Origin of the sequence: Variovorax sp. NFACC27 (genome assembly GCF_048301545.1) — a bacterium.
GTDB lineage: Bacteria > Pseudomonadota > Gammaproteobacteria > Burkholderiales > Burkholderiaceae_C > Variovorax > Variovorax gossypii.
Genome location: NZ_CP157613.1, coordinates 6209024 through 6235079 on the forward strand (window position 1 = coordinate 6209024; position 26056 = coordinate 6235079).

At 69.9% G+C, this 26056-nt stretch carries 25 protein-coding genes; 5 read left to right on the forward strand and 20 right to left on the reverse strand.

Annotated elements, in window-relative coordinates; genetic code table 11:
* The first annotated feature begins 24 nt into the window (after nt 1–24).
* Nucleotides 25–486, forward strand: a complete 462-nt coding sequence (locus ABL840_RS29060; protein WP_093305600.1) for a GNAT family N-acetyltransferase — start codon at nt 25–27, stop codon at nt 484–486.
* Between the two features lie 12 nt (nt 487–498).
* Here the strand turns inward: ABL840_RS29060 and ABL840_RS29065 are convergent, their stop codons facing one another.
* Together ABL840_RS29065 and ABL840_RS29070 are read right to left on the reverse strand one after the other, a co-directional pair.
* Nucleotides 499–879, reverse strand: coding sequence for a phosphopantetheine adenylyltransferase (locus ABL840_RS29065; RefSeq protein WP_093305432.1), 381 nt, complete (start codon nt 877–879; stop codon nt 499–501).
* Between the two features lie 80 nt (nt 880–959).
* A complete protein-coding gene (locus ABL840_RS29070; RefSeq protein WP_093199958.1) occupies nt 960–1304 on the reverse strand; it encodes a hypothetical protein in 345 nt (114 codons plus the stop codon).
* 155 nt (nt 1305–1459) lie between these two features.
* Here ABL840_RS29070 and ABL840_RS29075 point away from each other — a divergent pair, with 155 nt between their 5' ends.
* Nucleotides 1460–3370, forward strand: coding sequence for a GspE/PulE family protein (locus tag ABL840_RS29075; RefSeq protein WP_093305434.1), 1911 nt, complete (start codon nt 1460–1462; stop codon nt 3368–3370).
* A 30-nt stretch (nt 3371–3400) separates the two neighbouring features.
* On the opposite strand, the gene ABL840_RS29080 is transcribed toward ABL840_RS29075, so the two are convergent.
* Nucleotides 3401–5038 (reverse strand): phospholipase D family protein, encoded by a 1638-nt coding sequence (locus ABL840_RS29080; RefSeq protein ID WP_093305436.1) that lies wholly within the window; start codon nt 5036–5038, stop codon nt 3401–3403.
* A gap of 92 nt (nt 5039–5130) precedes the next feature.
* Complete coding sequence (locus ABL840_RS29085) at nt 5131–6285, reverse strand: DJ-1/PfpI family protein (RefSeq protein ID WP_093305438.1); 1155 nt, start codon at nt 6283–6285, stop codon at nt 5131–5133.
* A 42-nt stretch (nt 6286–6327) separates the two neighbouring features.
* Here ABL840_RS29085 and ABL840_RS29090 point away from each other — a divergent pair, with 42 nt between their 5' ends.
* Complete coding sequence (locus ABL840_RS29090) at nt 6328–7350, forward strand: GlxA family transcriptional regulator (protein ID WP_093305440.1); 1023 nt, start codon at nt 6328–6330, stop codon at nt 7348–7350.
* Between the two features lie 21 nt (nt 7351–7371).
* Here the strand turns inward: ABL840_RS29090 and ABL840_RS29095 are convergent, their stop codons facing one another.
* A complete protein-coding gene (locus tag ABL840_RS29095) occupies nt 7372–8310 on the reverse strand; it encodes a hypothetical protein (RefSeq protein ID WP_093305442.1) in 939 nt (312 codons plus the stop codon).
* Nucleotides 8311–8550: 240 nt separating this feature from the next.
* Here ABL840_RS29095 and ABL840_RS29100 point away from each other — a divergent pair, with 240 nt between their 5' ends.
* The gene (locus ABL840_RS29100; protein ID WP_093305444.1) at nt 8551–10347 is read left to right on the forward strand and encodes a YadA family autotransporter adhesin; all 1797 of its coding nucleotides are present in this window, start codon (nt 8551–8553) and stop codon (nt 10345–10347) included.
* Nucleotides 10348–10393: 46 nt separating this feature from the next.
* On the opposite strand, the gene ABL840_RS29105 is transcribed toward ABL840_RS29100, so the two are convergent.
* The 8 genes from ABL840_RS29105 to ABL840_RS29140 all read right to left on the reverse strand — a co-directional run bounded on the left by ABL840_RS29105 (nt 10394) and on the right by ABL840_RS29140 (nt 18414).
* A complete protein-coding gene (locus ABL840_RS29105) occupies nt 10394–10696 on the reverse strand; it encodes an I78 family peptidase inhibitor (RefSeq protein WP_256228418.1) in 303 nt (100 codons plus the stop codon).
* A 64-nt stretch (nt 10697–10760) separates the two neighbouring features.
* Nucleotides 10761–12629: a sensor histidine kinase gene (locus tag ABL840_RS29110; protein WP_093305446.1), complete on the reverse strand. Its 1869-nt coding sequence runs from the start codon at nt 12627–12629 to the stop codon at nt 10761–10763.
* Between the two features lie 31 nt (nt 12630–12660).
* On the reverse strand, nt 12661–13197 hold the full coding sequence (locus ABL840_RS29115; RefSeq protein WP_176947572.1) for a GrpB family protein: 537 nt from the start codon (nt 13195–13197) through the stop codon (nt 12661–12663).
* Nucleotides 13198–13254: 57 nt separating this feature from the next.
* Complete coding sequence (locus ABL840_RS29120) at nt 13255–13680, reverse strand: hypothetical protein (RefSeq protein WP_093305450.1); 426 nt, start codon at nt 13678–13680, stop codon at nt 13255–13257.
* Between the two features lie 20 nt (nt 13681–13700).
* Nucleotides 13701–15053, reverse strand: coding sequence for an adenylosuccinate synthetase (locus tag ABL840_RS29125; protein WP_418116045.1), 1353 nt, complete (start codon nt 15051–15053; stop codon nt 13701–13703).
* A 19-nt stretch (nt 15054–15072) separates the two neighbouring features.
* A complete protein-coding gene (locus tag ABL840_RS29130) occupies nt 15073–16053 on the reverse strand; it encodes a hypothetical protein (RefSeq protein ID WP_093305453.1) in 981 nt (326 codons plus the stop codon).
* 41 nt (nt 16054–16094) lie between these two features.
* Complete coding sequence (locus ABL840_RS29135; RefSeq protein ID WP_093305454.1) at nt 16095–17090, reverse strand: lipopolysaccharide kinase InaA family protein; 996 nt, start codon at nt 17088–17090, stop codon at nt 16095–16097.
* Between the two features lie 10 nt (nt 17091–17100).
* Nucleotides 17101–18414: a hemolysin family protein gene (locus ABL840_RS29140; RefSeq protein ID WP_093305456.1), complete on the reverse strand. Its 1314-nt coding sequence runs from the start codon at nt 18412–18414 to the stop codon at nt 17101–17103.
* A gap of 23 nt (nt 18415–18437) precedes the next feature.
* Here ABL840_RS29140 and ABL840_RS29145 point away from each other — a divergent pair, with 23 nt between their 5' ends.
* Complete coding sequence (locus ABL840_RS29145) at nt 18438–19283, forward strand: symmetrical bis(5'-nucleosyl)-tetraphosphatase (protein ID WP_093305458.1); 846 nt, start codon at nt 18438–18440, stop codon at nt 19281–19283.
* Nucleotides 19284–19310: 27 nt separating this feature from the next.
* On the opposite strand, the gene ABL840_RS29150 is transcribed toward ABL840_RS29145, so the two are convergent.
* From ABL840_RS29150 to ABL840_RS29180, 7 genes are all read right to left on the reverse strand, one after another.
* Complete coding sequence (locus tag ABL840_RS29150; protein ID WP_093305460.1) at nt 19311–20024, reverse strand: GNAT family N-acetyltransferase; 714 nt, start codon at nt 20022–20024, stop codon at nt 19311–19313.
* A 115-nt stretch (nt 20025–20139) separates the two neighbouring features.
* Nucleotides 20140–21057: a helix-turn-helix transcriptional regulator gene (locus ABL840_RS29155; RefSeq protein WP_256228416.1), complete on the reverse strand. Its 918-nt coding sequence runs from the start codon at nt 21055–21057 to the stop codon at nt 20140–20142.
* A gap of 101 nt (nt 21058–21158) precedes the next feature.
* The gene (locus ABL840_RS29160; RefSeq protein ID WP_093305462.1) at nt 21159–21848 is read right to left on the reverse strand and encodes a fumarylacetoacetate hydrolase family protein; all 690 of its coding nucleotides are present in this window, start codon (nt 21846–21848) and stop codon (nt 21159–21161) included.
* A gap of 85 nt (nt 21849–21933) precedes the next feature.
* Nucleotides 21934–22887 (reverse strand): ABC transporter substrate-binding protein, encoded by a 954-nt coding sequence (locus ABL840_RS29165; protein ID WP_093305602.1) that lies wholly within the window; start codon nt 22885–22887, stop codon nt 21934–21936.
* 17 nt (nt 22888–22904) lie between these two features.
* Complete coding sequence (locus ABL840_RS29170; protein ID WP_093305463.1) at nt 22905–23906, reverse strand: ABC transporter substrate-binding protein; 1002 nt, start codon at nt 23904–23906, stop codon at nt 22905–22907.
* Nucleotides 23907–23922: 16 nt separating this feature from the next.
* Nucleotides 23923–24750, reverse strand: coding sequence for a class II aldolase/adducin family protein (locus ABL840_RS29175; RefSeq protein ID WP_093305465.1), 828 nt, complete (start codon nt 24748–24750; stop codon nt 23923–23925).
* 149 nt (nt 24751–24899) lie between these two features.
* Complete coding sequence (locus ABL840_RS29180) at nt 24900–26021, reverse strand: LLM class flavin-dependent oxidoreductase (RefSeq protein ID WP_093199914.1); 1122 nt, start codon at nt 26019–26021, stop codon at nt 24900–24902.
* Nucleotides 26022–26056 lie beyond the last annotated feature (35 nt).

Below are 26056 nucleotides of genomic sequence, written 5' to 3' on the forward strand. Positions count from 1 at the left end.
TCCAACGTGCAGGCCACCGACGACATGAGTTCCTCCCTACTGATCCGCCCACCGACGCCCGACGACTACGCGGCATGGAAGCCGCTCTGGGACGGCTACAACGCCTTCTACGGCCGCGAGGGCCCGACTGCCCTCGCCGACGAGATCACGCAGGCCACCTGGCAGCGCTTCTTCGACGCCTACGAGCCGGTGCACGCGCTGGTCGCCGAGCGCGACGGGCAGCTGGTCGGGCTCACGCACTACCTCTTTCACCGCAGCACCACCCGGCTGGAGCCGACCTGCTACCTGCAGGATCTGTTCACGCTGCCTTCGGAACGCGGCAGGGGCGTCGGCCGGCAGCTGATCAACGGTGTGTACGAACGCGTGAAGCTCGCGGGCGGCCACCGCGTGTACTGGCAGACGCACGTGACCAACACGGCGGGCCGCACGCTCTACGACAAGGTCGCGACGCACGACGGCTTCATCGTCTACGGCACGCTGGTCTGAGAACGCGGCCGGTCAGGCGCGGTCCTTCGCGTACAGGAATGCGCCGCCTGCGATGACCAGCAGCACCAGCGCCACCACGTCGACCGCGAAGACCCTGGCGAGCTGCGCGTTGTACCCGCCCACCATCACCGCCAGCAGCAGGAACGACGCGACGCTCGCGAGCCCCGCGATCAGCGCCATTGCCTGATGAGCCGGCCGGAACGCGGCCTGGCAGAGGAACAGACCGAGCAGCCCGAAGAGCACCGCGCGATGCCGCAGCAGGATCTCGAGGTTCGGCTCCTCTACGCCGATGCCGTACAGGCCGTGCAGCCGCGCCACGCCCAGTACGCCGGCAAGCGGGAGGACGTGGATGAGGCCGACGAGAAAGAGAGCGACAGGGACGATGTAGCGCATGCCCCGTTTCTATGCGGGCACCCGTCGTCGCGCCATGACCTGCGAGGTCATGAAGCCGCATGCGCGGTCTTCGGTGTTTCTCAGTACTTGATGGTCACTCCGGCCTTGACGCCGTTGTTGGCCTTGCCGTCCGACTTCACGCCGCCCGAGAACGACACGTTGCCCCCGGTGCTCGCGCCCAGCGAGTACGTTGGCCTCGGCGTGGAGGTGTCTGTGCCGATGTAGGTGCCGCTGCCGTCGGGGCGCTGCACGCCGACGGTGGTGCCGTTGACGGTGGCCGAGGTCTCGGTCGGGTTTACGTTTGGCGCGATGTAGACGGAGCCCTTCTCGTCGCTGTCGACGGGCACCTTGATGGGCTCCGCCCGCGCTGCAAGGCCGAGCACGCCGAACCCCAAGGTTGTCGCAAGAATCATCAGTTGACGCATTGTTTACATCCTTGGGCAAGCGGCGATCAACGCGCGTAGGACGGGAGGAAATTCAGCATTGAGAACTTGCGTACTCAATGACAAAACGAATGGCAAGCGACTCGATCAGGCTCTACGATGCGTGCCGGAAACCAGACAGGAAGGAGAACGCACCGATGTCCAACAACGAAGTCGTCATGCCCGAGCAATTGCTCAGCGCGCTCGCAGCCCAGAGCCGCACGCCCATCGCGCGCATCGGCGAGGCGCTCATCGCGCTGGACATGATCACGCAGGCGCAGCTTCGCGAAGGACTCGAGCGGCAGAAGCTCGAGCCGACGGTGCCGCTGGGCGAGACGCTGGTGCGCATGGGCGTGGTGAACCGCAGCCAGCTGCAGACGGCGCTGGTGCGCAAGATGGGCTATCCGCTGGTCAACCTGCACCTGTTTCCCGCGACGGCCGACGCGCTGCGCAAGCTGCCGCATGCGGTGGCCAAGCGGCTGCAGCTCATGCCGCTGATGGTGCACGAGGGGCGCCTAGTCGTCGCCGTCGACGACCCGACGGGCCGGCACACGGCGCTCGACGAGGTGGAGTTCATGGCGCAGATGAAGGTCACGCCGGTCGTCGGGCACTGCCTGGACCTCGACGGCGTGCTGCTCGGCGCCTACGAGAAGATCGGCGAGTCCACGGCGAGCACGGTGCCCGGCGCCTTCCAGATCGACACCGACCCGTCGCGCCCCCTGGACTTCGACATGGCCGGCACCAGCGAGCTGCTGCAGACGCTGGAGAAGGAAGGCACGGTGGCCGCGCCGCCGAGCGAGGCGCCCATCGAGCAGTCGGACAACTCGCTGGTGCGCATGATCAACAGCATGATCATCGAGGCGCACCGCGAGGGCGTCTCCGACATCCACATCGAGAGCTATCCCGGCCAGGAGAAGACGCGCATCCGCTTCCGGCGCGACGGCCTGCTCTACACCTATCTCGAGCTGCCGCCGAGCTACCGCAACGCCATCGTCGCGCGCGTGAAGATCATGTGCGACCTGGACATCAGCGAGAAGCGCAACCCGCAGGACGGCAAGATCAACTTCACCAGGTATTCGCCGCAGCACCGCATCGAGCTGCGCGTGGCGACCATTCCCACCAACAACGGGCTCGAGGACGTGGTGATGCGCATCCTGGCCTCGGCCAAGCCCATTCCGATGGACCGGCTGGGCCTCTCGCCCGACAACCTCGCGCAGCTGACGAAGGCGGTCGAGCGCCCCTACGGCATGGTGCTGTGCGTGGGCCCCACGGGCTCGGGCAAGACGACCACGCTGCATTCGGCGCTGATGCACATCAACACGCCCGAGCGCAAGATCTGGACCGCCGAAGACCCGGTGGAAATCACGCAGACCGGGCTGCGGCAGGTGCAGATCAACCCTCGCATCGACTGGACCTTCGCCAAGGCGCTGCGCGCCTTCGTGCGCGCCGACCCGGACGTGATCATGGTCGGCGAGATCCGCGACGAGGAAACGGCCAAGACCGCCATCGAGGCATCGCTGACCGGCCACCTCGTGCTCTCGACCCTGCACACCAACAGCGCGCCCGAGACCGTCACCCGCCTGCTGGACATGGGCATGGACCCGTTCAACTTCGCCGACTCGCTGCTGGCCGTGCTCGCGCAGCGGCTGGTGCGGCGCCTGTGCACGCAGTGCACCACCAGCACGCCCGCGAGCCCCGAGACGGTCGAGGAACTGCTGAACGACTACATGCACGCCTTCGGCGGCGCGCAGCAGCACGACCCGGGCCAGCGCAAGGCGGTGCTGGCCGGCTGGGTGCAGCGCCACGGCCGCGACGGGCGGCTGCACACGTACACGAGCAAGGGCTGCAAGCATTGCGGCGACACCGGCTTCAAGGGGCGCGTGGGCATCCACGAGCTGATGGGAATGTCGAAGTCGCTGCGTCGCCTGGTGCAGACCGGCGCGCGCGCCGAAGAGCTCCAGCAGGCCGCCCTGCAGGAAGGCATGCGCACGCTGCGGCAGGACGGCATCGAGAAGGTGCTGGCCGGGCAGACCACCATCGAGGAAGTGCGCGCGACCAGCAACGCCTGAGAGCGCGCGGCCGCGGCCCCTGCCGCCGGCCTACAGCAGGCTCAGCGGAATGAACGGCGCGACCAGCCGCAGCTTGAGCCGCTGCCACGCCGTGGTCTCGGGCGGCACGTCGTAGGCCGTTTCCTTGCCGTCGTCGTCCTGCTCCACCCACTCGATGCCCCGGCCCGTGGCATCGAGCCGCAGCCGGTAGGCGCTGCCCGCGTCGGCGAAGCTGTCGAGCTGCCGCGCCATGTCGGGGCTGTCGATGATCAGGCCCAGTTCGGTGTTGAGATGGGCCGAGCGCGGATCGAGGTTCATCGAGCCGAGGAACACCTGCTTGCTGTCCACGATGCCGTTCTTCATGTGGAGCGCGCCCGTGCGGCGGCCGAAGATGCCCAGCTTGCCGCGCTTCACGCTCAGCGTGGGGCTCAGCTCGTAGATGGCCACGCCCGACTGCAGCAGCTTGTGGATGTGCGGCCAGTAGCCCACGTACACCCAGGGCTCGTCGGTGGAGGCCAGCGAGTTGGTGACGAGCTCGATCCGGATGCCGGCGGCCTGCGCCTGCGCGAGGTTGGCCACGGCCGCGTCCGAGGGCACGAAGTACGGCGACACCATCTTGATGCTGGAGTGCGAGGTGCGGAACCACTGGATCACGCCCTCGGTCACGGTGCCCTTGATGGAGTTCTCGCGCTCGTTGAGGCCCTCGGTCTTGGTGAGCGGATCGAACAGCACCTGCGCATGCGCCCACAGCAGCGGGCTGAGCCGGTCCTCGGCCAGCTCGAAGGGCAGGTTGAGCATGGGCAGCATTTCCAGCGGCAGGCTGTGCGGCTCGCCGTCGACCGGGTTGGCGATCCTGCCGTCCGGCGGGATGCGGGGCGCCTCGGGCGGCTTCACGGCGGCCGTGAGCCTGTCGAAATTCTGCCGCAGTTGCCCGGGCGTGAGCGCGCTGCTGGCGATGCGGCCCACGGGGTAGACGACCTCGCTGTTCCAGTAGTGGTCGAACTCGTCCGAGAGCTGCCGCACCACCGGACCGGCCGCGAAGACATCCATGTCGATGAAGTTGCTGCCGGAGGCATTCATCACGTACTCGTCGGCCATGTTGCGCCCGCCCGCCACGGCCGCGACGTTGTCGGCCACGAAGAGCTTGTTGTGCATGCGCCGGTTGATGCGACCGAACTCCAGCCCCGAGCTGATGAAGCGCGTCAGGTCGCTGCCGCGCCCGCCGGGGAAGGGGTTGAACAGGCGGACCTGCACGTTGGGGTAGCTGGCGAGCGCGAGCAGCAGTTCGTCTTCGCCGGTGGTGTAGAGGTCGTCCACCAGCAGCCGCACGCGCACGCCGCGCTGCGCCGCGTCGCGCAGCTCGCGCATCAGGGCGCGGCCGGTGTTGTCGGCGGCCAGCAGGTAGTACTGCACGTCGAGGCTGCGGGTGGCGAGCTTCGCGAGCTCGATGCGGGTGGCGAACGAGGTCGGGCCGTAGGGCAGCAGCTGGAAGCCGGAGCGGTCGTCCGCCTGCTCGTTCCCGGGCAGGACCTTCCGCGTGATCGCATCGAGCGGCGTGGAGCGGAAGTCGGCGATGGCGGCGACCGGCCGCTCCGACACCCGCGGAGGCAGGCTGGAGCATGCGCCCATCAACATCGAGAAGACGAGCGCGAGCGCGGCAAGGGGCGCGCGCCAGCATGTGGTTGTCATTTCTTCTGCTCCCGGCTCTTCGGTTGGACCATCGTCCCGGCCCCTGGGGAGAGGGACGATCCGGCCGAGAGTATGACGCGGCCCGGTGCGCGTCAGCCGGGGCAGGCGGCGGCGCCCCGTGTCGGGTATTCCATCTCCTGCATCACCCATTCGCGCCGGGCGTCGCCATGGCGGCCGGCGATCTCGCACAGCGTACGGTCGAGCTGCGGCACCGGCTTGAGCGCGGCCGTCAGAAGCGGCCGTGGCGCGTCACCGGCAGTGGCAGGCCGGGCCAGCAGCACCAGGCCGCTGCGCAGCCTGACCGGGCCCGAGGCCGACACGGCCTCGACCCGCACGCGCCCGGTGCGCTCCCATGCGTCGACAGCCAGCGCGAGGGAGACGTCGTCCATGCCGTCGCGCACCTCGACGCTCCAGCGCTCGACGCGCCAGAACGCGGCCTTGTTGAGCAGGTAGGCGACGCGCTTGCCGGCGTCGAGGCCGAAGGGCGAGCTGTCGTGCACCGGGCTCCACGAGGCCACGCCCAGTTCGCCCGCGAGCGTGGAGGCCTTCTCGCGCCCGCCGATGGCTTCCACCAGCGCCAGCATCGTGGGCACCGACGCGGTGATGCCGGTGGTGGTGGCCACGCCCCGGTCCACCAGGTAGCGCCGGTGCGGCAGGTGCGTGGAGCCCGCGTGGCGCTCGAGCAGCTTGCCGCGGTCGAACCAGTGGCCCGCGAAGCGCCGGCCGTCGAGCAGGCCGGCCTGCCCCACCACCAGCGCGCCGGAGCACACGCCGATCACCCGCGCGCCCTGCTGCGACTGCCGCCGCAGCCAGGCGGTGATCTCGGGTGCGTCTTCTTTCAGCATCGCGGGGACGATCACGTAGTCGGCGCCCGCGGGATGCGCGCGGTCGAAGCCGACGAAGTCCTGCGCGCCGTCCACCTGCAGCGCGGGAAACAGGTCGACGCGGCCGGCGCGCGGTGCCACGATGCGCACCTCGGCGATGTCGGCGCGGCTGAGCACCGCGTACGGCAGCAGCAGGTCGGTCATTTCGGTGCCGTCGTTGGACGCGAGCACGGCGATCACCGGCCGGCTGCCGCCCGGGTTGCGCGGCTTCATCGCATCGACGAAGGCCTGCTGGTCGCGCTGGAGCGCGGCCGTGTCGTCGCGCGCCGGTGACGGCAGCGGCGCGCCGGCGGAGCATCCCGCGAAAACGAGCACCGCCATACCGGCGGCAGCCAGCGCGCGTGAAAATGACCCGGTGAACATCGACGTTTCTCCATGACTGCAGGCAATGCCCCGAGAGTACGAATGCCCACCCTGCCCCACAAGGACGAAGAAACCGCGGTTCCTGCCAGCCATGGCGCCGCCGGCGTGGTGGTGCTGGTCGCGTTCGACGGCGTCGAGGCCATCGACATTGCCGGCCCGGCCAGCGTCTTCAGCAAGGCCGAGCAGATGCGCCCCGGCACCTACCGCCTGCACATCGCGTCGCCGGCCGGCGGCAGCGTACTCACCAACGGGGGACTGAGCTTCGCCGGCACGCTGGCGCTGCGTCAGTTGCCGGCGGAGATCGACACACTGATCGTGGCCGGCGGCGACGAGCCTTCCGTGCGCTTCGCCATCCTCGAGCAGAACGTGAGCGCGTGGATCGCCGAAGTCGCGCCGCGCGTGCGACGCGTGGGCAGCGTGTGCACCGGCGCCTTCGCGCTGGCCGCCGCCGGCCTGCTCGACGGCCGCGAGGCCACCACCCACTGGAGCGCCTGCGACATGCTGCAGCAGCTGCGCCCGCAGGTGCGCGTGCAGCGCGAGCGCATCTACGTGCAGGACGGTCCCATGTGGACCTCGGCCGGCGTCACCACCGGCATCGAACTCGCGCTGGCCCTGGTGGAAGACGACCTGGGCCACGCCGTGTCGATGGACATCGCCCGCACGCTGGCGCTGCCGATGCTGCGCGGCGGCGAGCAGCCGCAGCTGAGCCAGGCGCTCGAGGCGCAGGCCACGGCCAGCCACCGGCTGCGCGAGCTGGTCGCGTGGATAGGCACGCATCCGCAGGAAGACCTGTCGGTCGAGGCGATAGCCGCGCGCGCGGGGATGAGCCCGCGCAACTTCGCGCGCGCCTTCGCGGCCCAGACCGGCTGCACGCCGGCGCGCTTCGTCGAGCAGACCCGCGTGGCCGCCGCCGCGCAGCTGCTGCGGCAGACGGGCTGGACGCAGCAGAAGATCGCGGGCCTCAGCGGCTTCCGCTCGGTGGACGCGCTGCAGCGCGCGTTCGCGAGGCAGCACGGGCAGACGCCGCAGGCCTATCGCGACGAAGGCGGTTCCGCCCGCCGGTGAACGGGCCGACGCCCCTGATCGTCAGGCCGCGGCCACTGCCGCCGACAGCGCCTTGTGCGTCGCGATGCCCGCGTCCACCTCGTTCCTGAAGAAGGCGTAGCAGTACCAGCGGTAGGAGTCGGTGTTGTAGATGGTGGCGTTCTTGTGCCGCTCGGCGAGGCGCTTCACCTGCTTCGATCCGATGAAATGCCCCCTTCCCGAAGCGGCCAGCGGCCCGTGCGCGTTGTTGCCGGTGCACTGCGGAATGTCGGCATCGGCGCGAGGCGTGTAGTGCGCCGCATCCAGCAGCAGCCGGTGCTGCTGGCACTCGCCGCAGACGTCGGCGAGCCCGAGGTTGTGGCCCACCTCGTGGATCAGCACGCCGGCATGGAAGTGGCCGGCGGTTCCCTTCGGAAATGACGGCCCGATCGCCATGAGATAGCCGCCTCGCCCGCCCTTCAAGGCGGCGGCGTCGCCTCTCTCGTTGCTGTCGTAGAGCATCCAGCGCGGGTCCCTCAGGTCGGCCTCCATCTGGCCGAGCTTTTCCCGCACGTACTTCGATCGCGACATGAATCCTGATTCGGCCGCCGCATTGCCGGCGGCAATGCCCGCCTTGCGGGTCGCGCTGCTGCCGTGCCACGCACGCGAGCCGAAGATGGTTTCGTAGTTCGTCTTGCCCGGCCACGTGTGCAGGCCTACATCGGCCCTGGCCTTGCGCAGCATCACCAGCGCGATGTCGAGACAGGCGCCGAGCTCGTCGACCCGCTCCTGGTTGAATCCGACGAAGCGCACATGGCGATGGCCGCCGCCGGCGGGCTTCAGCACCACCTTGTCGACGATACCCCGGCATTCACCCTCGGACAGCTCCTGGCTCATCAGGCCGAGGCCCAGCCCATCCCCGAACTGGATCGCATGGCGGACCTTGGCGCGCTGCAGATCGATGGGGAAGTTCTGGCGGACGTAGTCGACGAGTTTGGGCATGCGCTGAACCTTGGAAGCGGGAGGCGCCGAGTCTGCGTCGGATGAATACTTTTTGCCTCTCATGAATTGGTCACGCGTTCCGCTGGCGCGCACCGGCGGAACGAGCGCCGCGCCTATGCCGGCAGGCCCGATTTACTTGTTTTCGGGTATGGATGCGCTGGAAACGAAACGACACACTCGCCCGCGTCCGGCGCGTTCGCCGCTGTCTTGTCGTTCTCGTTCTTCATCACAGGAAACACCATGTTCACTCAGGCCGATGCCAGCGGCGCCCCCATCGAAGCCACCGGAGGCCGCCAGCGGCCACGGCGGCGGCTGCGGCGCGCGCTCCGGTACTGGCCCGCCATCGCCCTGCTCGCCGCGGGCGGCGCCTTCGCCGACGGCTTCGTCGGAGGAACGGCCGGGAGCACGGGCGTGGCGGACTCCGGCGGAACGGGCGGAGCCGGTGGCGCCGCGCCGACCGTCACGGCGGACGGCGGAACCGCGGTGGGTGCCGGCGGCAGCGGCGGCACCTCCAACTCCGGCGCGACCGGCGGCGTGGGCGGCGCGGGCGCCAGCGCCACCGCGGGCGGCGCGACCGCCATCGGCGGCGGCGGTACCGGCGGCTACGGAACGGCCGGCGGCACCGGCGGTACCGGCGGCACCGGGGCCAGCGCCTCGGCCAGTGGCGCCATCGCCGTCGGCGCCGGGGGCACGGGCGGCAACGGCTGCTGCGGCTTCACCGGCCAGACCGGCGGCAGCGGCGCGCAGGCATCGGGCGTTTCGGCGATCGCCATCGGCAGCGCCTCGGGCACCACCCGGGGCGCGGTGGCATCGGGCGATGGCAGCACGGCGATCGGCGGCGCCTACAACGGATCCGCCGGCGCATCGGCGCTGGCCGCCAGCAGCGTGGCCATCGGCTCGGGCAGCCAGGTCGCGAGCGGCGCGACCAACAGCGTCGCCATCGGCGCCAACTCGGTCGCCACCACGGCGAACACGGTCTCCTTCGGCTCGGCGGGCCAGACGCGCACCCTCGTCAACGTGAGCGCGGGCACGGTGAGCGCCACCAGCACCGACGCCGTCAACGGCAGCCAGCTCTACACCGTGCAGCAGACCTCCAACACGGCCCTGGGCCTCGCGCAGAACTCGGCGCAGTACGGCGCGGGCGGCACCACGCTGCAGCTCAACGCCAACGGCGGCACCGGCACCACCATCAACAACGTGGCCGCCGGCCAGGCGAGCACCGACGCAGCCAACGTCGGCCAGGTGCAGCAGGCGCAGCAGACGGCCATCACCACCGCGAACAACTTCACCGTGCAGCAGGTCAATGCGCTGCAGTCGCTGATGAACCAGGCCCTGTCGAGCGGCGTATGCGCCGTGAGCGCGAGCGGCTCCGTGGCCTGCGGCACGGGCGCCGGCGCCAGCGGCGCGGGCAGCACCTCGATGGGCACCAATGCGCAGGCCAACGGCGAGAACACCGTGGCCATCGGCAACGGCGCGCAGGCCGACCACGCGGGCTCGGTCGCCATCGGCGCGGGCGCGAAGGCGCTGGCCGACCCCACCACGGCGGTGGGCAACAACGCCGTGGCCACCGGCAACAACGCCGTCGCGCTGGGCGCCAACACGCTGGCGAGCGGCAGCAACTCGGTGGCGCTGGGCCAGGGCTCCGTGGCAGATCGCGACAACACCGTGTCGGTGGGCAATGCAGCCACCAACCAGTTGCGCGGCATCACGAATGTCGCGCCCGGCGTGCTGCCCACCGACGCCGTCAACCTCGGCCAGCTGCAGCAGGCCGTGGCCAACGCGACGAGCCAGGCGAACGCTTTCGCCGCGCAAGGCGTCGCGGCGGCACTGGCCATGCCGTCGATGCCGACGCTGCCGGCAGGCAGGAAATGGATGGGCGCCGCCGTCGGCAGCTACGCGGGCGCGTCGGGAGTGGGTGTCGCCTTCGGCTACCAGGTCAACGACAACCTGAACCTGGGCGTGGGGCTTTCGACCGCGACCAGCAGCGGGAGCGGCAGCCGGGTGGCGGCTCGGGTGCAGGCGGGGTATGCGTGGTGAGAGAGGGACACCGCGAAACGCCAGCTTGGAGCCCCACCGCCCCTGCCTACCCGCAGTAGGCTCGAACGATCTTGCCCGTCTTCGGATCCGTCTCGATCGTCACGCGCTCGCGTCGGTAGTCCATCGTCACGGGCTGTCCGGGCTGGACCTGGCGAACGATGGAGGCGCCGGTCATCTGCCGCGCTTCGGCGTCGCTGACGCCGTTCTTGCCCGCCAGGGCGGCGGCAGCGTCAGGCCGGCAGGCCCCGGCCGGGGCGTCGTCCTTCGCCTTCGGTGTCCCGCAGGCGGTCATCGACAGGACTGTCAGCGCCAGGGCTGCGCCCGGAATCAGTTTCGAATCGAGCTTCAAGGCAGGTCCTTTCCTGGAAATACGAGGAGTCCTTGCGGCATTCCAACCTGACCGGGCTGATCGGTCAACCCGTCGCCCGCGACTCCTTCTCGCCGTCATGAATGATCTGGTGCAGGGTCCGCAGCAGCACTTCGGGCTGGACCGGCTTGAACATCACCACCAGGCCGCTGGCGTAGGCGGCGCGCACGCGCTCCGGATCGGTGTCTCCGGTGACCAGGATCGTGGGCACGTGGCGCCCGGCCAGCTTGCGCAGCTCCGCCGTCGCCTGGATGCCGTCCTGCGGGTCGGCCAGCCGGAAATCGATGATGAAGGCGTCGAAGCCTTCCGGCGTCGCCCGCACCTTCGCGCCGGCATCGGCCAGCCGGGACGTGATCTCGATGCGTTCGCAATAAGGCGCCAGCCACATGCGCACCGCCTCGCCCACCGGCTGTTCGTCGTCGAGCAGCAGCACGCGGGGCGGCACCAGCGGCGATTCGTTCGCTTCGGCACTGGCGGGCGCAGGTGTCGTTGTGGGCGCGAGGACCAGGCCCGCGGGCGCCGGCGGCCGGCGCGGCAGGTCGACCCAGAACACGCTGCCGCGGCCGCGCCGCGAGCGCACGCCGATCTCGCCGCCGAGCAGGTCGACCAGGCGCTTGACGATGGCCAGCCCGATGCCCAGCCCGCGCGCCACGTCGCGCTGCGGGTTGTCGACCTGGTAGAACTCGTCGAACACATGGGGCAGGTGCTCGGGCGCGATGCCCAGGCCGGTGTCCCACACGGCCAGGCGCAGGCGGTCGCCGCGCGGTCTCGCGCTCACGAGGATGCCGCCGCGTCGCGTGTACTTGAGGGCGTTGTCGACGAAGTTGGTCAGCACGCGCAGCAGCAGGTCGGCATCGGTCTGCAGCCATTCGGGCGCGGTGTGGAAGCGCAGCGACAGCCCCGCCTCCTGGGCCCTCGGCTCGAAGAGCTGCGCCAGCCGCAGGAACAGCGGGTCCACCGCGATCTCCACGGGCTGGGGCACCACGGTGCCCGCGTCGATCTTGGAGATGTCGAGCATCGCGTTGAGCAGGCCGCTCACGGCGTCGGTCGCCTGCACCACGCGGCCCGCCACCGGCGCCAGCGGGTGGTCCGCGAGGTCGCGCTCCAGCGAGCGCGAGAACAGCGCGAGCGCATGCACCGGCTGGCGCAGGTCGTGGCTGGCCGAGGCGAAGAAGCGGCTGCGCTCGCGGTTGAGCCGCTGCAGCTCGAAGGACTGGCGCATCAGCTGCTCGCTCAGCAGCTCCTTGTCGATCTGGTCGGAGAGGCTTCGCCGGATGAGCTGGTGCTGCGACAGCGCGTAGCGCGCCATCGAGCCGCCGAACAGCAGGCCGACCACGCAGGCGAACCAGCCGTCCGTGCCGCCCATCCACGCGAAGCGCGTCACCACGCCCAGCGTGAGCGGGATGGTGACCACCGGGACCATCGCGCGCCAGGTGGCGATCACCGGCACCGAGCCCATGAGCACGGCGAACATGCCCAGCAGCAGGATAAGGATGCGCATGGGCGACTCGGTGCCCGGCGGCATGAGCGCCCAGGGCGCCAGCGTCCACATCGACATGTAGGCGCCCAGCGGCAGCATGAAGCGCCATGCGCCGTCGGGCTGGCGCAGAGTGAATTCCGGCTCGGGATACAGGCGTGCGTTCCAGCGCATGAACACCAGCCGCAGGCCGAGCAGCGTGCAGATCACGATGCCCCACGCCAGTGCGCCGAGGCCGCGGGTCATCCAGAAGAACACGCCCGCCATCGCGATGGCCGCTGCAAGCGCCGTCAGCACGGTGGGCGGGCCCATCACGAACATGCGGCGCAGGAGGCGCTGGCGAACGAGCTGGGCGTGGGAGTCGGCGGGGCCGGGCACGGCTTCCGCGCCTGCGACCGCGTCGTTCGACGCGGAGGAAGTTGGGCCCTGCGCACGCATGGGCGGCAGTGTAAGGGAGGCTGCGTCGTCGTCAGGCTTTTGGAATCTGCGCCTCGATCTCCCTGATGACTGCCTCCTTCTCGCGGTTGTAGATCTGCGGATCGGCAGGGTCCACGGCGTGGGCGCGGTCCTTGGCCTCCTCGTACCTGCGGCGCAGGTCGGGCCGGCGCTCGAGGATGTCGATGAAGGCAAGCGAATCCTTGTGCACCGGATCGCCGCGATGGCAGATGTGGATGTTGACGTTGAAGCGCCGCCCGCCATGCAGCACGGAGCCGCAGACATAGGGCTTCTCGTCCTTGTCCACCCACACCGGCCTGCGGTGGAAGCCGGCCTGCTCGAAGATCTTCTGCTCCTCGCGCAGGTTCTCGCGCGCGGTGATGGCCGTGATGTCGACCATGGGCTTGCCACGCAGACCGACCACCGCCGTGCTGCCGATGTGCACGAGCTCGACGCCTTCGATGCACCCTCGCGCGTACTCCTGCACGAGGGAGAAGACTTCGGCATAGGCGGGGTCGTACGGCACGATGTGCCGGTGCTGGAGCCCTTCGTCGAATGGGTCGATCGTCATCTCGGGACTTTCAGGTGTGGCGGACATTCTGCAGCGACGCCGGCTCGTGCCCCGGCGTCAGAGCCTGTCCCAAACCTGAAGCAGGCCCACGAGGTGGACGACGCCGTACACGAGGCAGATCAGCGAGCTCCACACCCAGAAGGCCGTCAGCCGCCGCCTGTCGAACAGGAAGAGCACGACGACGACAAGCCCCCGCAGCAGGTACACGGCAGTGATCGCCGGCAGTGCAAAAGCCAGCAGCGGCAAGGGCTGCAGCACCCCTGCCCCGGAGAGCGCGTACGCGGCCCACGTGGCCAGCACGCTTGCGATCAGCAGCGTGACCAGCGCCGGATACAGGTGCCCGGCCGCCGCGCCGGCGGCCATGCGCTCCCCCGCGCCGAAGAAGCGGTACCACGCCGGTCCGCCGAAGATCACGCAGACGTGCAGCAGCGCGGCAATGGCGCTGAGCACGGCACCGGCGACCAGGGGGATGTTGTAGTCCACGGAATTTCTTTCACGAACGATCAGGGCAGATGCTTGCGCGCGCGCACGGCTTCGCGCGTCGGCCCGAATGCGCCGAAGCGAACAGGCAGGCCGCCGAGCGCTTCGGCATGCTCCACCCATGCGTGCGGCGTGGCGATGAGGTGCGGCTCGTAGATGGGCTCGGCGCCCTGCAGCAGCTGCGTCAACGCCTGCTGGTGATCGAGGTCCCGCACGCCGCCGAGCGGCAGCGACGAGAGGCGGCCCTCGTCGACGGTGCGATAGCCCGCGCACCACCGCAGCTGCGCGCGCCCGATGGCATCGAGGTGGCTCACCACCAGCCCGTCGAGCGCCCCGACCGCGTCGAGCGCATACCGCAGCAGCACCGCGTCGGGATGCCCCCTGCGGAACACGCCCTGCCAGCCGTCGTCCGAGTTGTGCGGCTCTGCGAGCCGGGCATCGAGCGTGCGATCGTGCGTGGGCAACGGGCCGGGGCCGTGGCGCGTGAGATAGCTGCGCAGCACGCCGAGGTGCTGCACGGTGGCGTCGATGCCCGCGTCACGCAGTACGGCCTCGACCGCCGCGGCCGAAATCGTGCTCCAGGTGGTGTGCGGATGGAAGCCGCGCCACTCGTCGAGCAGCACGCCCTGCGCGCCCTCGAAGACAACGGCGCCGGGGCGCGCGAGGCGCTCGGCGATGCGGTCCGCGCTCGCGGGCGGCGACTGCGCGAGGCAAGGCGCCACGGCGCCGAGCCAGCGACGGGCGAGCGTGTTGTCGCGGAGCATGGCGAGTTCCTGTGCCTCATCGGCATGCGAGGGGACCGCGAGCGAGGCGAACTCGCCCAACAAGGCGTTGCGCAGTGCCTCGATCTTCTCGAGCGCCGACGCGGGCCGGGTCAGGTCGCCGTAGAACAAAGCCTCGCCGGGCGAGGCCAACGCATGCCGCACGGTTTCGCCAACCCCCACGCCGCAGCTGCCGTGCGCGCCCTCCTCCCCGCGCGCCCACTCGCGCAGGCGGCCGGACGCCTGGTGGAACGGCGTGGTCACGCGGCAGCGCGCGTCGACCAGCAGGCGCGAGAACGCATCGGCCACGCCCGCGCGCCGCAATGCCTCTTCCTCGACGCGCAGCGCGGTGGGGTGCACCACCACCGGGCTAGCGAGCACCGTGCCCACGCCCGCATGGAAACTGCCGGCGCCGAATTGCGAGAAGGTGTGGTGCCGCCCGTCGGCCAACACCACGTTGTGCCCGGCCTGGGCACCGCCGTTGAAGCGCACCACCGTGTGGGCCTGCAGCTCGCCGCACAGGTGGTCGGTGAAGAGCCCCTTGCCGCAGTCGCCGAAGCCGAGGCCCAGCAGCGAGACGTAGCGCGTGGGCGTTGCCGGGTCGGTGGCGGTCACGCGGCAGCCGTCGATGCCGTCAACCGAAGAGCCGCTTCCACCACGACGAGCGCGGCCCGGAGGCCGCGGCGGCCACGGCCGGATGCGCACGGCGCGATGCCGACGGATCGAGCAGCGCCGCATAGCCGTCGAGCGCGTGCAGCACGCCGCCGACGCGCTCCTTTTCCATGCCGGTGGCGCTCATCACGCCGGCCAGCGCCTCGAGGCTGGGCACGGCCTTCTCGGTGAGGGCGACGATGCCGGCGGCCACGGCGCAGGCGTCGTCGGGCGAGTCCATGCAGATGACGTGATCGCCCAGCAGCTCGCGCCAGCGCGGCTCGCAGCGGCGGCGGCGCTGCGCGTCGGGAATCAGGAAGAACAGGTTCGTGGTCTCGGCCGCGGCGGCGATGACTTCCTCGATGGGAATGTCCTCGTCGAGCTTCTCGCCGACGAGGCCTTCGATCTGGTGGCGCGAGACGGCCGGGTACGGCAGCTCGTCGCCGGTGACGAACAGGTAGCCGCGCTTCCTGCGCTTGACCCAGCAGTCCATGTCGGTGTGCTGCGCCATGACGTAGAAGGCCAGCTCGTAGCTCTCCTCGCCGGTGCCGCCGCCACCGCCTTCGAGGTAGCTCCAGGTGAGCCACTGGTCCATGAGGTTGGCGGTCGACTCGAACTGGCCCACCTGCAGGGGCGCATGGTCGGAGTTGGCGTCGCCGATGGCCATGAACATGAGCTGCGGGTCCGCCACGCCGCAGTCGGTCAGCAGCTTCATGAAGGTGGGCAGCTCGCGGCGCGCCAGGGTCTGCGGGATGTCGCCCATGGAGCCGGTCACGTCGAGCGCGAAGACGATGCCCAGCGAATTCGGGTGGTCGGCGTTGTCGCGCGACTCGCGCACCTTGAGCCCGTGCGGATTCATCAGCGGGTGGGTGGTGCGCTGCGTGAAGACCTCCGCGCCGGACCGGCTGGCGCGGTCGGCGATGAGTGCCGTGTGGGCGGCGTGCGAGTAGTTTCCGTAGCCCATGGGTTCTGCTCCTCTGTGACTGTCGTGCGTGTTGCGTTGATTCAGGCGCCGGCGCGCGGTGCGGGCGCCGGATCGAAATGGACGAACCTCGGTGCGCCGAAGGCTTCGCGCGACGCGGCCGAAAGAGCCTGCTCGATGCCCTGCGCGCCGAGGCGCCGGCAGGCGGCGGCGTCTTCGCTGCACTCGCGCAGCAAGGCGGCGAGCGGCGCGGGTGTATGGGCGCCGAGGCCGGGCTCGCCCGCCGCGCCGCCATGCAGCACGGCGCGCACGGTCCATGCGGCCTGCATGAGATCGCGCGCCGCAGCGGCATCGTGAGCCGCGCCGGTGGCGTGCTGCGCGCGCGACCAGCCGATGAGCAGCACGCCATGGTCGCGCGGATGCACGAGCGCATGGGCCGGGGAAAGATCGCGATGCGTCCAGCCCGCGCCGTGCACGAAGGCCAGCACCTCGAGCATGCGCCGCCAGATCCAGACCGCATGACGCGGATCGATGCCTTGCAGGTTGGCCTGCTGCACGTCCTGCAGGCTGCCCCAGAAGCCGGTCGGGTGGCGCAGTACCAGCGCCTGCCGGGAGCCATCGCCGAGGGCGCTCGCCAGCCCCGCGGCCACGCCCGTGCCCAGCGGCTGCGGCAGGCGGCGGGTGAAGTAGGCCGCACCGGGCACGGAAAGGTCCTGCAGGGCCTGCAGCACGACGCCTTCGCGCTGCAGCACGCCGTCGGCGGAGCTGTCGCGCGCGAGCTTGAAGGTGACGCGTTCGGGCAGCGCGCCCAGGCGTTCTGCCAGCAGCACTTCGCCGTGCTCCCCCGTGGCCAGCGGCGCCAGCACGCGGTAGCGCGCGCCGCGCCACACGAGCACCCGGCCGCCGGGCACGTCCGCATTGGCCCTGCGCAGCGCGGCGCGGAAGCTCTCGCGCTCGACGATCTCCTCGCCGCGCACCACGGCGGTGCCGCAGTAGCTGCAGTTCACAGTGCGCCAACGGGCGGCGCGCGGCAGCGGCGCGGAGCATTGGGGGCAGCTCAGGGCCTGCAGCGACAGCATGGCCCGCGCCCTACTCTTCCTTCGGCGGCGCCGTCGGGTCGGGCGAGGCCAGCACGCGGTCGATGCGGCGGCCCTCCAGCGCGACGATCTCGAAGCACCAGCCGGCGCAGTCGATGTGCTCGCCCACCTCCGGCAGGTGGCCCGACACGGCCATCAGCAGGCCGGCCATGGTGTTGTAGAGGCCGCGCTCCTCGTCGGGCAGCTCGCGGATGCCCAGGCGCGCGCGCAGTTCCGACACGGGCATGAGCCCGTCGAGCTCCCACAGCCCGTCGGGCCGCTGGTGGGCCCAGGCATCGGTCTGCATGCCGGGCTGCAGCTCGCCGGTGATGGCCTCGAGCAGGTCGCGCGGGGTCATGAGGCCCTGCACCACGCCGTATTCGTCGACCACGAACACGAGGCGGCCGGCACGGGCGCGGAACTGCTCCAGCAGTTCCATGCCGGTGAGGGTCTCGGGCACGAACACCGCGGGCGTGGCCTCCTGGCCCAGCACGCCGGAATGCGCGGGGCCCAGGCGCAGCAGATGCGCCACGCTGATCACGCCGACCACGTCGTCGAGCGAATTGCGGCACACCGGATACCAGGAATGCACGAGGTTGAGCGCACCCGCGTCGGCCACCTTCTGCAGCGCCTGCTGCACGGTGAAGGAGGCGTCGAGCCATTCGATGTCGGCGCGCGGGATCATCAGCGACGACAGCCGCCTGTCGTCGAGATGGAACACGTTGCGCACCATCTGGTGCTCGTGCTGCTCGATGACGCCGGCGTCCACGCCTTCCTCGAGGCTGGCGGAGATTTCCTCCTCGGTCACCGAGCGGGCCGCATTGGCGTCGATGCGAAGCACCTTCAGCGTGGTGGCCGTGGCGCCCGCCAGCAGCCACACGAAGGGCTTGGCCGCCTTGGCCAGTCCGCGCATGGGGCGCGACACCCAGCGCGCCACCGGCTCGGGGTACAGCTGGCCGATGCGCTTGGGCACCAGCTCGCCGAAGATGATCGTGAAGAAGGTGATGCAGCTCACCACCACGGCGGTGGAGGCGATGCTCGCGGTGCCGCGGCCCATGCCGACGCTTTCCATCCAGACCGCGAGCGGCTCGGCGAAGGCCGCCTCGCCCACGATGCCGCTGAGCATGCCGATGGAGGTGATGCCGATCTGCACCGTCGAGAGGAACTGCGTGGGCGCCTCCATCAGCTTCAGCGCGGCCACCGCGCCGGTGTCCCCCGTTTCGGCCAAGGCCGCGAGACGAGCACGCCGGCTGGTGGAAAGGGCCATTTCGGACATTGCGAACAACGCGTTGAGCGTGGTCAGCAAGGCCAGGAGGAAGACATCCATGAACTGCGGGAGAGAATGGGGGAATGGCACTTTACTTGATTGGCGACCTGCAGGGCTGCGACGCCCCCCTCGGGCGCCTGCTGCAGAAGATCGATTTCTCCCCCAGCCGCGACACCATCGTGCTGCTGGGCGACCTGGTGAACCGGGGCCCCGACTCGCTTGCCGTGCTGCGCCGCATACGGGGCTACGGCGCCTCCGCCCTGAGCCTTCTGGGCAACCACGACCTGCACCTGCTGGGCGTGGCACACGGCGCGCGCAAGCCCGGGCGCAAGGACACGCTGGGCGAGCTCCTGGCCGCGCCCGACGCCGAGGAGCTGCTCGAATGGCTGCGCAACCAGCACATGGCGCTGCACATGCGCATAGGCAGCGGCGACCTGCTGATGGTGCACGCGGGCGTACTGCCGCAATGGACGGTGGGCGAGACGCTGGTGCTGGCCTCCGAGGTCGAATCGGTGCTGCGCGGGCCGGCGCTGGGCGAATTCATGATGTCGATGTACGGCAACGAGCCGGCCCAGTGGCAGGACACGCTCACGGGCAACGCCCGGCTGCGCGCCATCGTCAACGCGCTCACGCGGCTGCGCTTCTGCACGGCCGGCGGCGTGATGGACTTCGAGGTCACGGACAGCGCCTCCAACGCGCCCGAGGGCTACATGCCCTGGTTCGACGTGCCCGGGCGCAAGACGGCGAATGCGACGCTCGCCTTCGGCCACTGGTCGACGCTGGGCTGGCTCTCGCGGCCCGACCTGCTTTCCACCGACACCGGCTGCGTGTGGGGCGGCTGCCTGAGCGCGGTGCGCATCGGCGCGACGCTGGACGAGCGCGAGCTGATCCAGGTCGAGTGCGAGCAGGCCCAGAAGCCCGGCAAGTAGCGCCGGCCCGTTCCGGCGGCGGCCGCGTCAGGAAGGCAGCCGGAACTTGTCGAGCGACATGCGCTGGCCGCCCTTCTCGTCGAAGTTGCCGGGCGCCAGCCAGCGCTCGAAGGCCGTGCGCAGCGCCGGCCACTCGCCGTCGATGATCGAGAACCACGCCGTGTCGCGCGTGCGGCCCTTGTAGATCACGGCCTGGCGAAAGAGCCCCTCGTACCTGAAGCCCAGCCGCAGGGCCGCGCGCTTGGAGGGCTCGTTGAAGTCGTCGCACTTCCACTCATGGCGGCGGTAGCCCAGTTCGTCGAACACCAGCTTCATCAGCAGGTACTGCGCCTCGGTGGACATCGGCGTGTTCTTGAGCAGCGGCGAGAAATTGACGGTGCCGACCTCGATGACCCCGTTGGCAGGGTCGATGCGCATCAGCGCCAGCGAACCGACGGCGCGGCCGCTTTTCCTGTCGACGACGGCGAAATGCATCGGATCGGCGCTCTTCGCGATGCGCTCCACATAGGCCCGGGTGCCGTCGAGGTCGGCGGGCCGCTCGACACCCAGGTAGGTCCAGTCGCGCCCGTCAGGGGCCTGTGCGTACGCGGCGTGCAGGTCGTCGGCGTGCCTGAAGGCATCGATCGGTTCGAGCCGGCAGAAGCGTCCTTCGAGGGTGCGGCGCGGCGGCAGGGAGCGCGGGGTCCATTCGGGCAGGTCGGGGCCGATGGATTGGCCGAACTCGTTGTGTCGGACTGGCATGAGCGGGGACTCTTTCGGAAGGAAGCAGGAAACGGAAAACGCTAACGTACCCGCTTCGTGGCGCCACGAAAAGTGCCACCACGGCCCGATCTCATGGGGCCACGGCGCCTCTCAGCTAGCCCCGCGACCCCACCACGTGGTCGCGCCTGAAGTTGCGCGGCGTGGTCCCCACCACCTGCCTGAAACGCCGGTTGAAGTAAGCCTCGTCGGTGAAGCCGCACTGGTGCGCGATCTCCCGCACCAGCAGCGAGGTGGAAGACAGCAGCTCCTTCGCGCGCTCGATGCGCCGCTCGGTCACGAGGTCGGTGAAGGTGCGGTCGGTTTCCTTGCGCAGCAGGTTGGCGAGGTAGTTGGGCGAGAGGAAGGCGGCGGCGGCCGCGTCGGTGAGCGAGAGCGGCTTGTCGAGGTTGTCGCGCACGTAGCGCACCACGCGCTGCAATGCGTCGTGCTGCGAGGTCTTGCCGTCGTGCTGGAGCGAAAGCCGCATCAGCGCCTGCTCCTGCCGCATGCAGGCCAGCCCGATGATCTGCTGCAGGATGCCGCGCATGGCCGTCTTGGCACCGAAGCTGCGGCTGGCGTTCAGCGCATGCAGCTCGTCGAGCCAGCCGCGGATGCGCCCGAAGTCGGCCTCGTCGAAGGCGAAGTCGACGTATTCCTGGAAGAGGAAAGGCGCGAGCTCGGGATGGCGCGCGAGCGACACGTCCTCGAGGTCGAGCGCGTCGACGTCGAGCTCGGGCCACAGGAAGCGCTGGTCGAAGTTGACGATGCAGTACAGCGCGTCGGGCGGATGCGGGATCACGTGCACCCGGTACGGCAGCACGAAGCTCAGGTGGCGCGGTCCGAAGGGGCGCACCTCGCCGCCGATGGACTGCTGCGAGCTGCCCTCGATGCCGACCTGGATCTGGAAATACGCATGCCGGTGCGGCAGCGTGAGCTCGTTGCGCGCACCCTGGAAGCGGATGTCGAAGTCGAGATGGTCGGCACGCTCGTGCATGCCGTAGGTTCGGACCGACGTGGGTGTGGAGGGGCGCATCGGGGCAGGCGTCTTCGTCTTTCGCCTGCGAGGGTACGCCAACTTGCGGGCCGGCGAACCGGCCACGCCCAGCAGATCCGATGCGCGCGCGGTCTTCAGTGTCAGACGACCGCGACCTCGAACACGCCCACGCCCGCCACGCTGCCGCGCATGCGGTCGCCGCGCTGCACGGCCGCCACGCCGGCCGGGGTGCCCGTGAAGATCAGGTCGCCGGGCTGCAGCGTGAACAGGGTCGAAAGGTAGGCGATGGTGTCGGGCACGTTCCAGATCATGTCGGCGAGGTCGCCGACCTGGCGTTGCGCGCCGTTCACATCGAGGCGGATCTCGCCCTTGGCCGGGTGGCCGGCCTTGGCCACCGGCACCAGCTCGCCGCAGGGTGCCGAGCCGTCGAAGGCCTTGCCGGTGTCCCAGGGGCGGCCCATCTTCTTGGCTTCGGCCTGCAGGTCGCGGCGGGTCATGTCGAGGCCGACGGCATAGCCGTACACGTGGCCGAGCGCGTCCGCCGCGGCGATGTTCGATCCGCCGGTCTTGAGCGCGACCACCAGCTCGATCTCGTGGTGCACATCGCTCGACAGCGTCGGGTAGGCGAACTCGCCGCCGTCGGCCACGATGGCCGAGGCCGGCTTCATGAAGAAGAACGGCGGCTCGCGATCGGGGTTGTGGCCCATCTCGCGGGCGTGCTCGGAGTAGTTGCGGCCCACGCAGAAGATGCGGTTGACCGGGAAGCGGGCCTGCTCGCCCTGGATGGGCAGCGAATGAACGGGTGCGGGGGAAATGGCGTAGGAAGTCATGGGACGACTCTAGCCAGCGCAGCCCCGCGCCCCGGGGACGCATCTACGCGAGTCTTGGACTCAGCTACGGTCCTGCGCTCCTCGTTCAGCCGGCCACGCCGAAGCCGGTGTCGAAGGTGCCCTTGACGTCCAGCGGCTGCTTGATGAGCCCCACCTGGCGGTAGAAATCCGCCGTGCCCTGCTGGTCGGCGATGACCTGCGCATCGATGGCCACCCACTTCTGCTGGCGGCGCTCGAACTGCAGCTTCGCCGCCTCGGGCGGAATGCCGATGATGCGCGCCAGCGCGGCCGAATAGGCATCGACGTTGCGGTACGACCAGAGCTGCGCCTTCACCACGCGCTGCAGGAAGTCCTGCAGCACTGGCCGCTTGGCCGCAATGGCGCTGTCGGTGGCCGCGAGATAGCTCAGCCCCGGCAGCAGCCCGCGCCCGCTGACGAGCACGCGCGCATGGTTGCTGACCTCGGCCAGCGCGGTGTAGGGCTCCCAGGTGGCCCAGGCATCGACCGAGCCCTGCGTGAGCGCGAGCTTGGCGTCCGCCGGCGCCAGGAAGCGCAGGTTCACGTCCTCGGGCTTGAGGCCGGCCGAGGTGATGGCCTTGAGCGTGACGTAGTGGCCGATGGAGCCGCGGTTGGTCGCGACGCTCTTTCCCTTGAGGTCGGCGGCGGTCTTCAGCGGCGAATCGGGCCGCACGAGCACCGCCGTGCCGTAGGAGTCGGAGCGGTTCGCGCCGATGGCCTTCACGCGCGTGCCTGCAGCCAGGGCAAAGATCAGCGGCGCGTCGCCGATCGGCCCCGAGTCGACCGCGGCGGCATTGAGCGCCTCGGCCAGCGGCGCGGCGGCCGGGAACTCCGACCACTGGATGTCGTAGCCCAGCCCCTCGAGCCCGCCGGCCGCCTCGAGCAGCGCGCGCAGCCCGCCCTTCTGGTCGCCGGCCTTGAGCACCGGGCGGCCCTGCGCGGAAACCGCGCCGGGCAATGCGATGGCGGCGGCAACGGCCGTGCCTTGAACGAGAAACTGACGACGGGAACTGTGGTTCATGCGGATGCGGCTGCTGTTCATGCCAGGGGATCGAAGGAAACGTGCTCGGCGAAGCGGGCCGGGTCGGTGGTCTTCTTGAGCACGCCCACGCCCCGGAAGTCGCGCGCGTAGAACTCGACCTCGTCGCGCAGGTTGCGGCCCACCGGGTGGTGCTTGTGCGTGAGCGTGCCCAGCAGTGCGCGCAGGTCTTCCACCGCGACCTTGGGCGAGTACTTGGCGAAGAGCTTGGCCGACTCGTTCGGGTTCTCGGCCACGTAGTCCGACGCCTGCACGATGGAGCGCACCAGCGAAGCGACGGTCCCCTTGTCCTTGCGCACGAGCTCGCCGCGCGCGCCGACGATGCAGCAGACCTTGTCCTTGTATTCGCCCGAGAGGTTGCTCGCCACCTCGACGTAGGCACCCTGGTTGCGCTTCTCGATCAGGTAGATGTTGGGGTCGCCGTCGGCAATGGCCTGGATCTCGCCCTTCTTCACCGCGATGTCGAGCAGGTCGGCCGGGTACTGGCGCCACACGACGTCCTTCTCGGCGTCGATGCCGTTCTTCGCGAGCAGGATCGAGAAGAAGTTCTTGCCCGGGCTCGCGATGTCCGACACGCCGATGGTCTTGCCCTTCAGGCTCGCGAGATCGGTGATGCCCGCGCTCTTCGCGCCCACCAGCCGCACGCAGCCGCCGTGCGAGCTGCCGACGATCTTCACGTCGAAGCCCGATTCGAGCGGCTTGAGCCAGCGGTGGATCATGCCCACGGCCGCGTCGGCCTTGGCGGTGGCGAGCGACTCCAGCAGCTGGTCGGTGGAGCCGGTGTAGTTGATGAGATCGACCTGCAGGCCGTTGCGCTCGAAGTAGCCGCGCTCCTGCGCCACCACCACGGGCGAAAGGCAGAAGGCCGAGGCGTTCCAGGCGAAGGTGAGCTTGCGGGATTGCTGCGAGAAGGCCTGCGAGGCGATCAGGCCGCCGGAGGCGACCACGGCGGCGGCGCCGCCGGCGCGCAGCACGCCGCGGCGGGAGAGAGTGAGGTTCATCGTCGTGGGACTCGGGTCAGAGAAGCAGTTCGGGTTCGGCCTCGACCAGGCCTTCATAGAGGCTGTCGAAGGAGTGGATGGCGCCTTCGGGCCCGCCGATCTGGCTGTGCGTGTGGCGCGCGGTGGCCTCGTCGATGGGCTGGGGCTTGCCCGCGGCCTCGGCCAGCAGCTGCGTGTGGCAGGCGTTGTCGAGCGCGATGTACCACCACGCGGCGGCTTCCACCGTGGGGCCGGCTGTCAGGATGCCGTGGTTCTTGAGGATGGCGCCCTTCTTGTCGCCCAGCGCATGGGCGATGCGGTCGCCTTCGCTGGTGTCGACCACCATGCCGGTGAAGTCGTCGAACAGCGCCACGTCGTCGTGGAACACGCAGCTGTCCTGCGTGATCGTGTCGAGCTTGCGGCCCAGCGTGGACCAGGCCTTGCCGTAGGTCGAGTGCGTGTGGGCGGCGGCGATGATCTTCGGGTTGTGCTCGTGGATGGCCGCATGGATCGCGAAGGCGGCCTTGTTCAGCGGCCTGTCGCCGATGACGGTCTCGCCCTTCGAGTTGACGAGCAGCAGGTCGGACACCTTGATGCGCGAGAAATGGATGCCCAGCGGATTGACCCAGAAGTGGTCGGTGAGCTCCGGGTCGCGCGCCGTGATGTGGCCGGCCAGCCCCTGCGCGAAGCCGAAGCGCGCGAAGAGGCGGAAGGCACCTGCCAGGCGTTCCTGCCGGTGGCGGCGCTCGGCCTGCACGGTGGTGCGCGGCGGAACGGGGTCGAACCAGTACTTCTGCTGCGGGTTCGGGTTGAGCTTCAGCGGTTGCTGGGCCGCGTTGCGGTCGATGGAGAGAACTGCGCTCATTGGTTTTCCTGGGTGTTCTGTTTTTGCTCCTTCCCCCTCTGGGGGAAGGTCGGGATGGGGGCGTGACGGCTTCAACGCCGTGACGCTGTCCGAGGCCGCTTGCCCCCACCCCTGCCCTCCCCCAGAGGGGGAGGGAGTAACTCATCGGGTCAGGCGGCTTTGCGGACGGAAGCTGCGCGCTGCGCCACCAGTTCGCGCGTGCGCGGGATCAGCTCGCGCCCGTAGTCCAGTGCGTCTTCCAGCGGGTCGAAGCCGCGGATCAGGAAGGTGGTCACACCCAGGTCGTAGTAGTCGAGCAGCGCATCGGCCACCTGCTCGGGCGTGCCGACCAGCGCGGTGCTGTTGGAGCGCCCGCCGATCTCCTGCGCGACCGCCGTCCACAGCCGCTTGTCGAGCCGCGAGCCCTTTTCTGCAGCGGCCAGCAGGCGCTTCGCGCCTTCGCTCTGCTGCGGGCCACCACGGTTGTAGCCCTGCACCACGCGCAGTCGCTTGGTCTCGGCGAGGATGTTCTCGGCGCGCGCCCATGCGGCCTCCTCGGTCTCGGCCAGGATCGGACGGAACGACACCGAGAAGCGCACGCTGCGCCCGTGCTTCGCTGCTTCCGCGCGCACGCGGGTCGTCAGCTCGCGCGCCTGGTCGAGCGACTCGCCCCACAGCGCGTAGACGTCGGCATACTTGCCCGCCACCGGAATGGCGGCCTCGGATGCGCCGCCGAAATACACCGGCACGTGCGGCTTGCCGTTGCGCGTCTGCACCGGCCTCACCTCGGAAAAAGCGTTCTGGAAGCGGTAGTGCGCGCCTTCGTGGTCGAAGGGCTTCTCCGCCGTCCACACCTTGTGCAGCACCTCGAGGTACTCGTCGGTGCGGGCGTAGCGCTGGTCGTGGTCGAGCCAGTCGCCGTCGCGGCGTTGTTCCTCGTCGGAGCCGCCCGAGATGTAGTGCACGCCGAGCCGGCCGCCGCTGAACTGGTCGAGCGAGGCGAACTGCCGCGCAGCCAGCGTGGGTGCGACGAAGCCGGGGCGGTGCGCCAGCATGAAGTGGATGCGCTCGGTGACCGAGGCCGCATAGGCCACGGTGAGCGTGGCGTCGGGGCTGGTCGAGTGGTGCGGCACCAGCACGCGGTCGAAGCCGGCGGTCTCGTGGGCCTGCGCGAAGGCGCGCACGTAGTCGCGGTCGAGCGAGGGGCCCTTGGCCGCGTGGATCTCCGAGACCTTCTGGCCCTGGATCATTCCGATGAATTCGACGACGCCGTCTTGCTGTGGCTGGCTCATGGTGCTGTCCTTGTTTGAATTTGCATGGGAGGTGG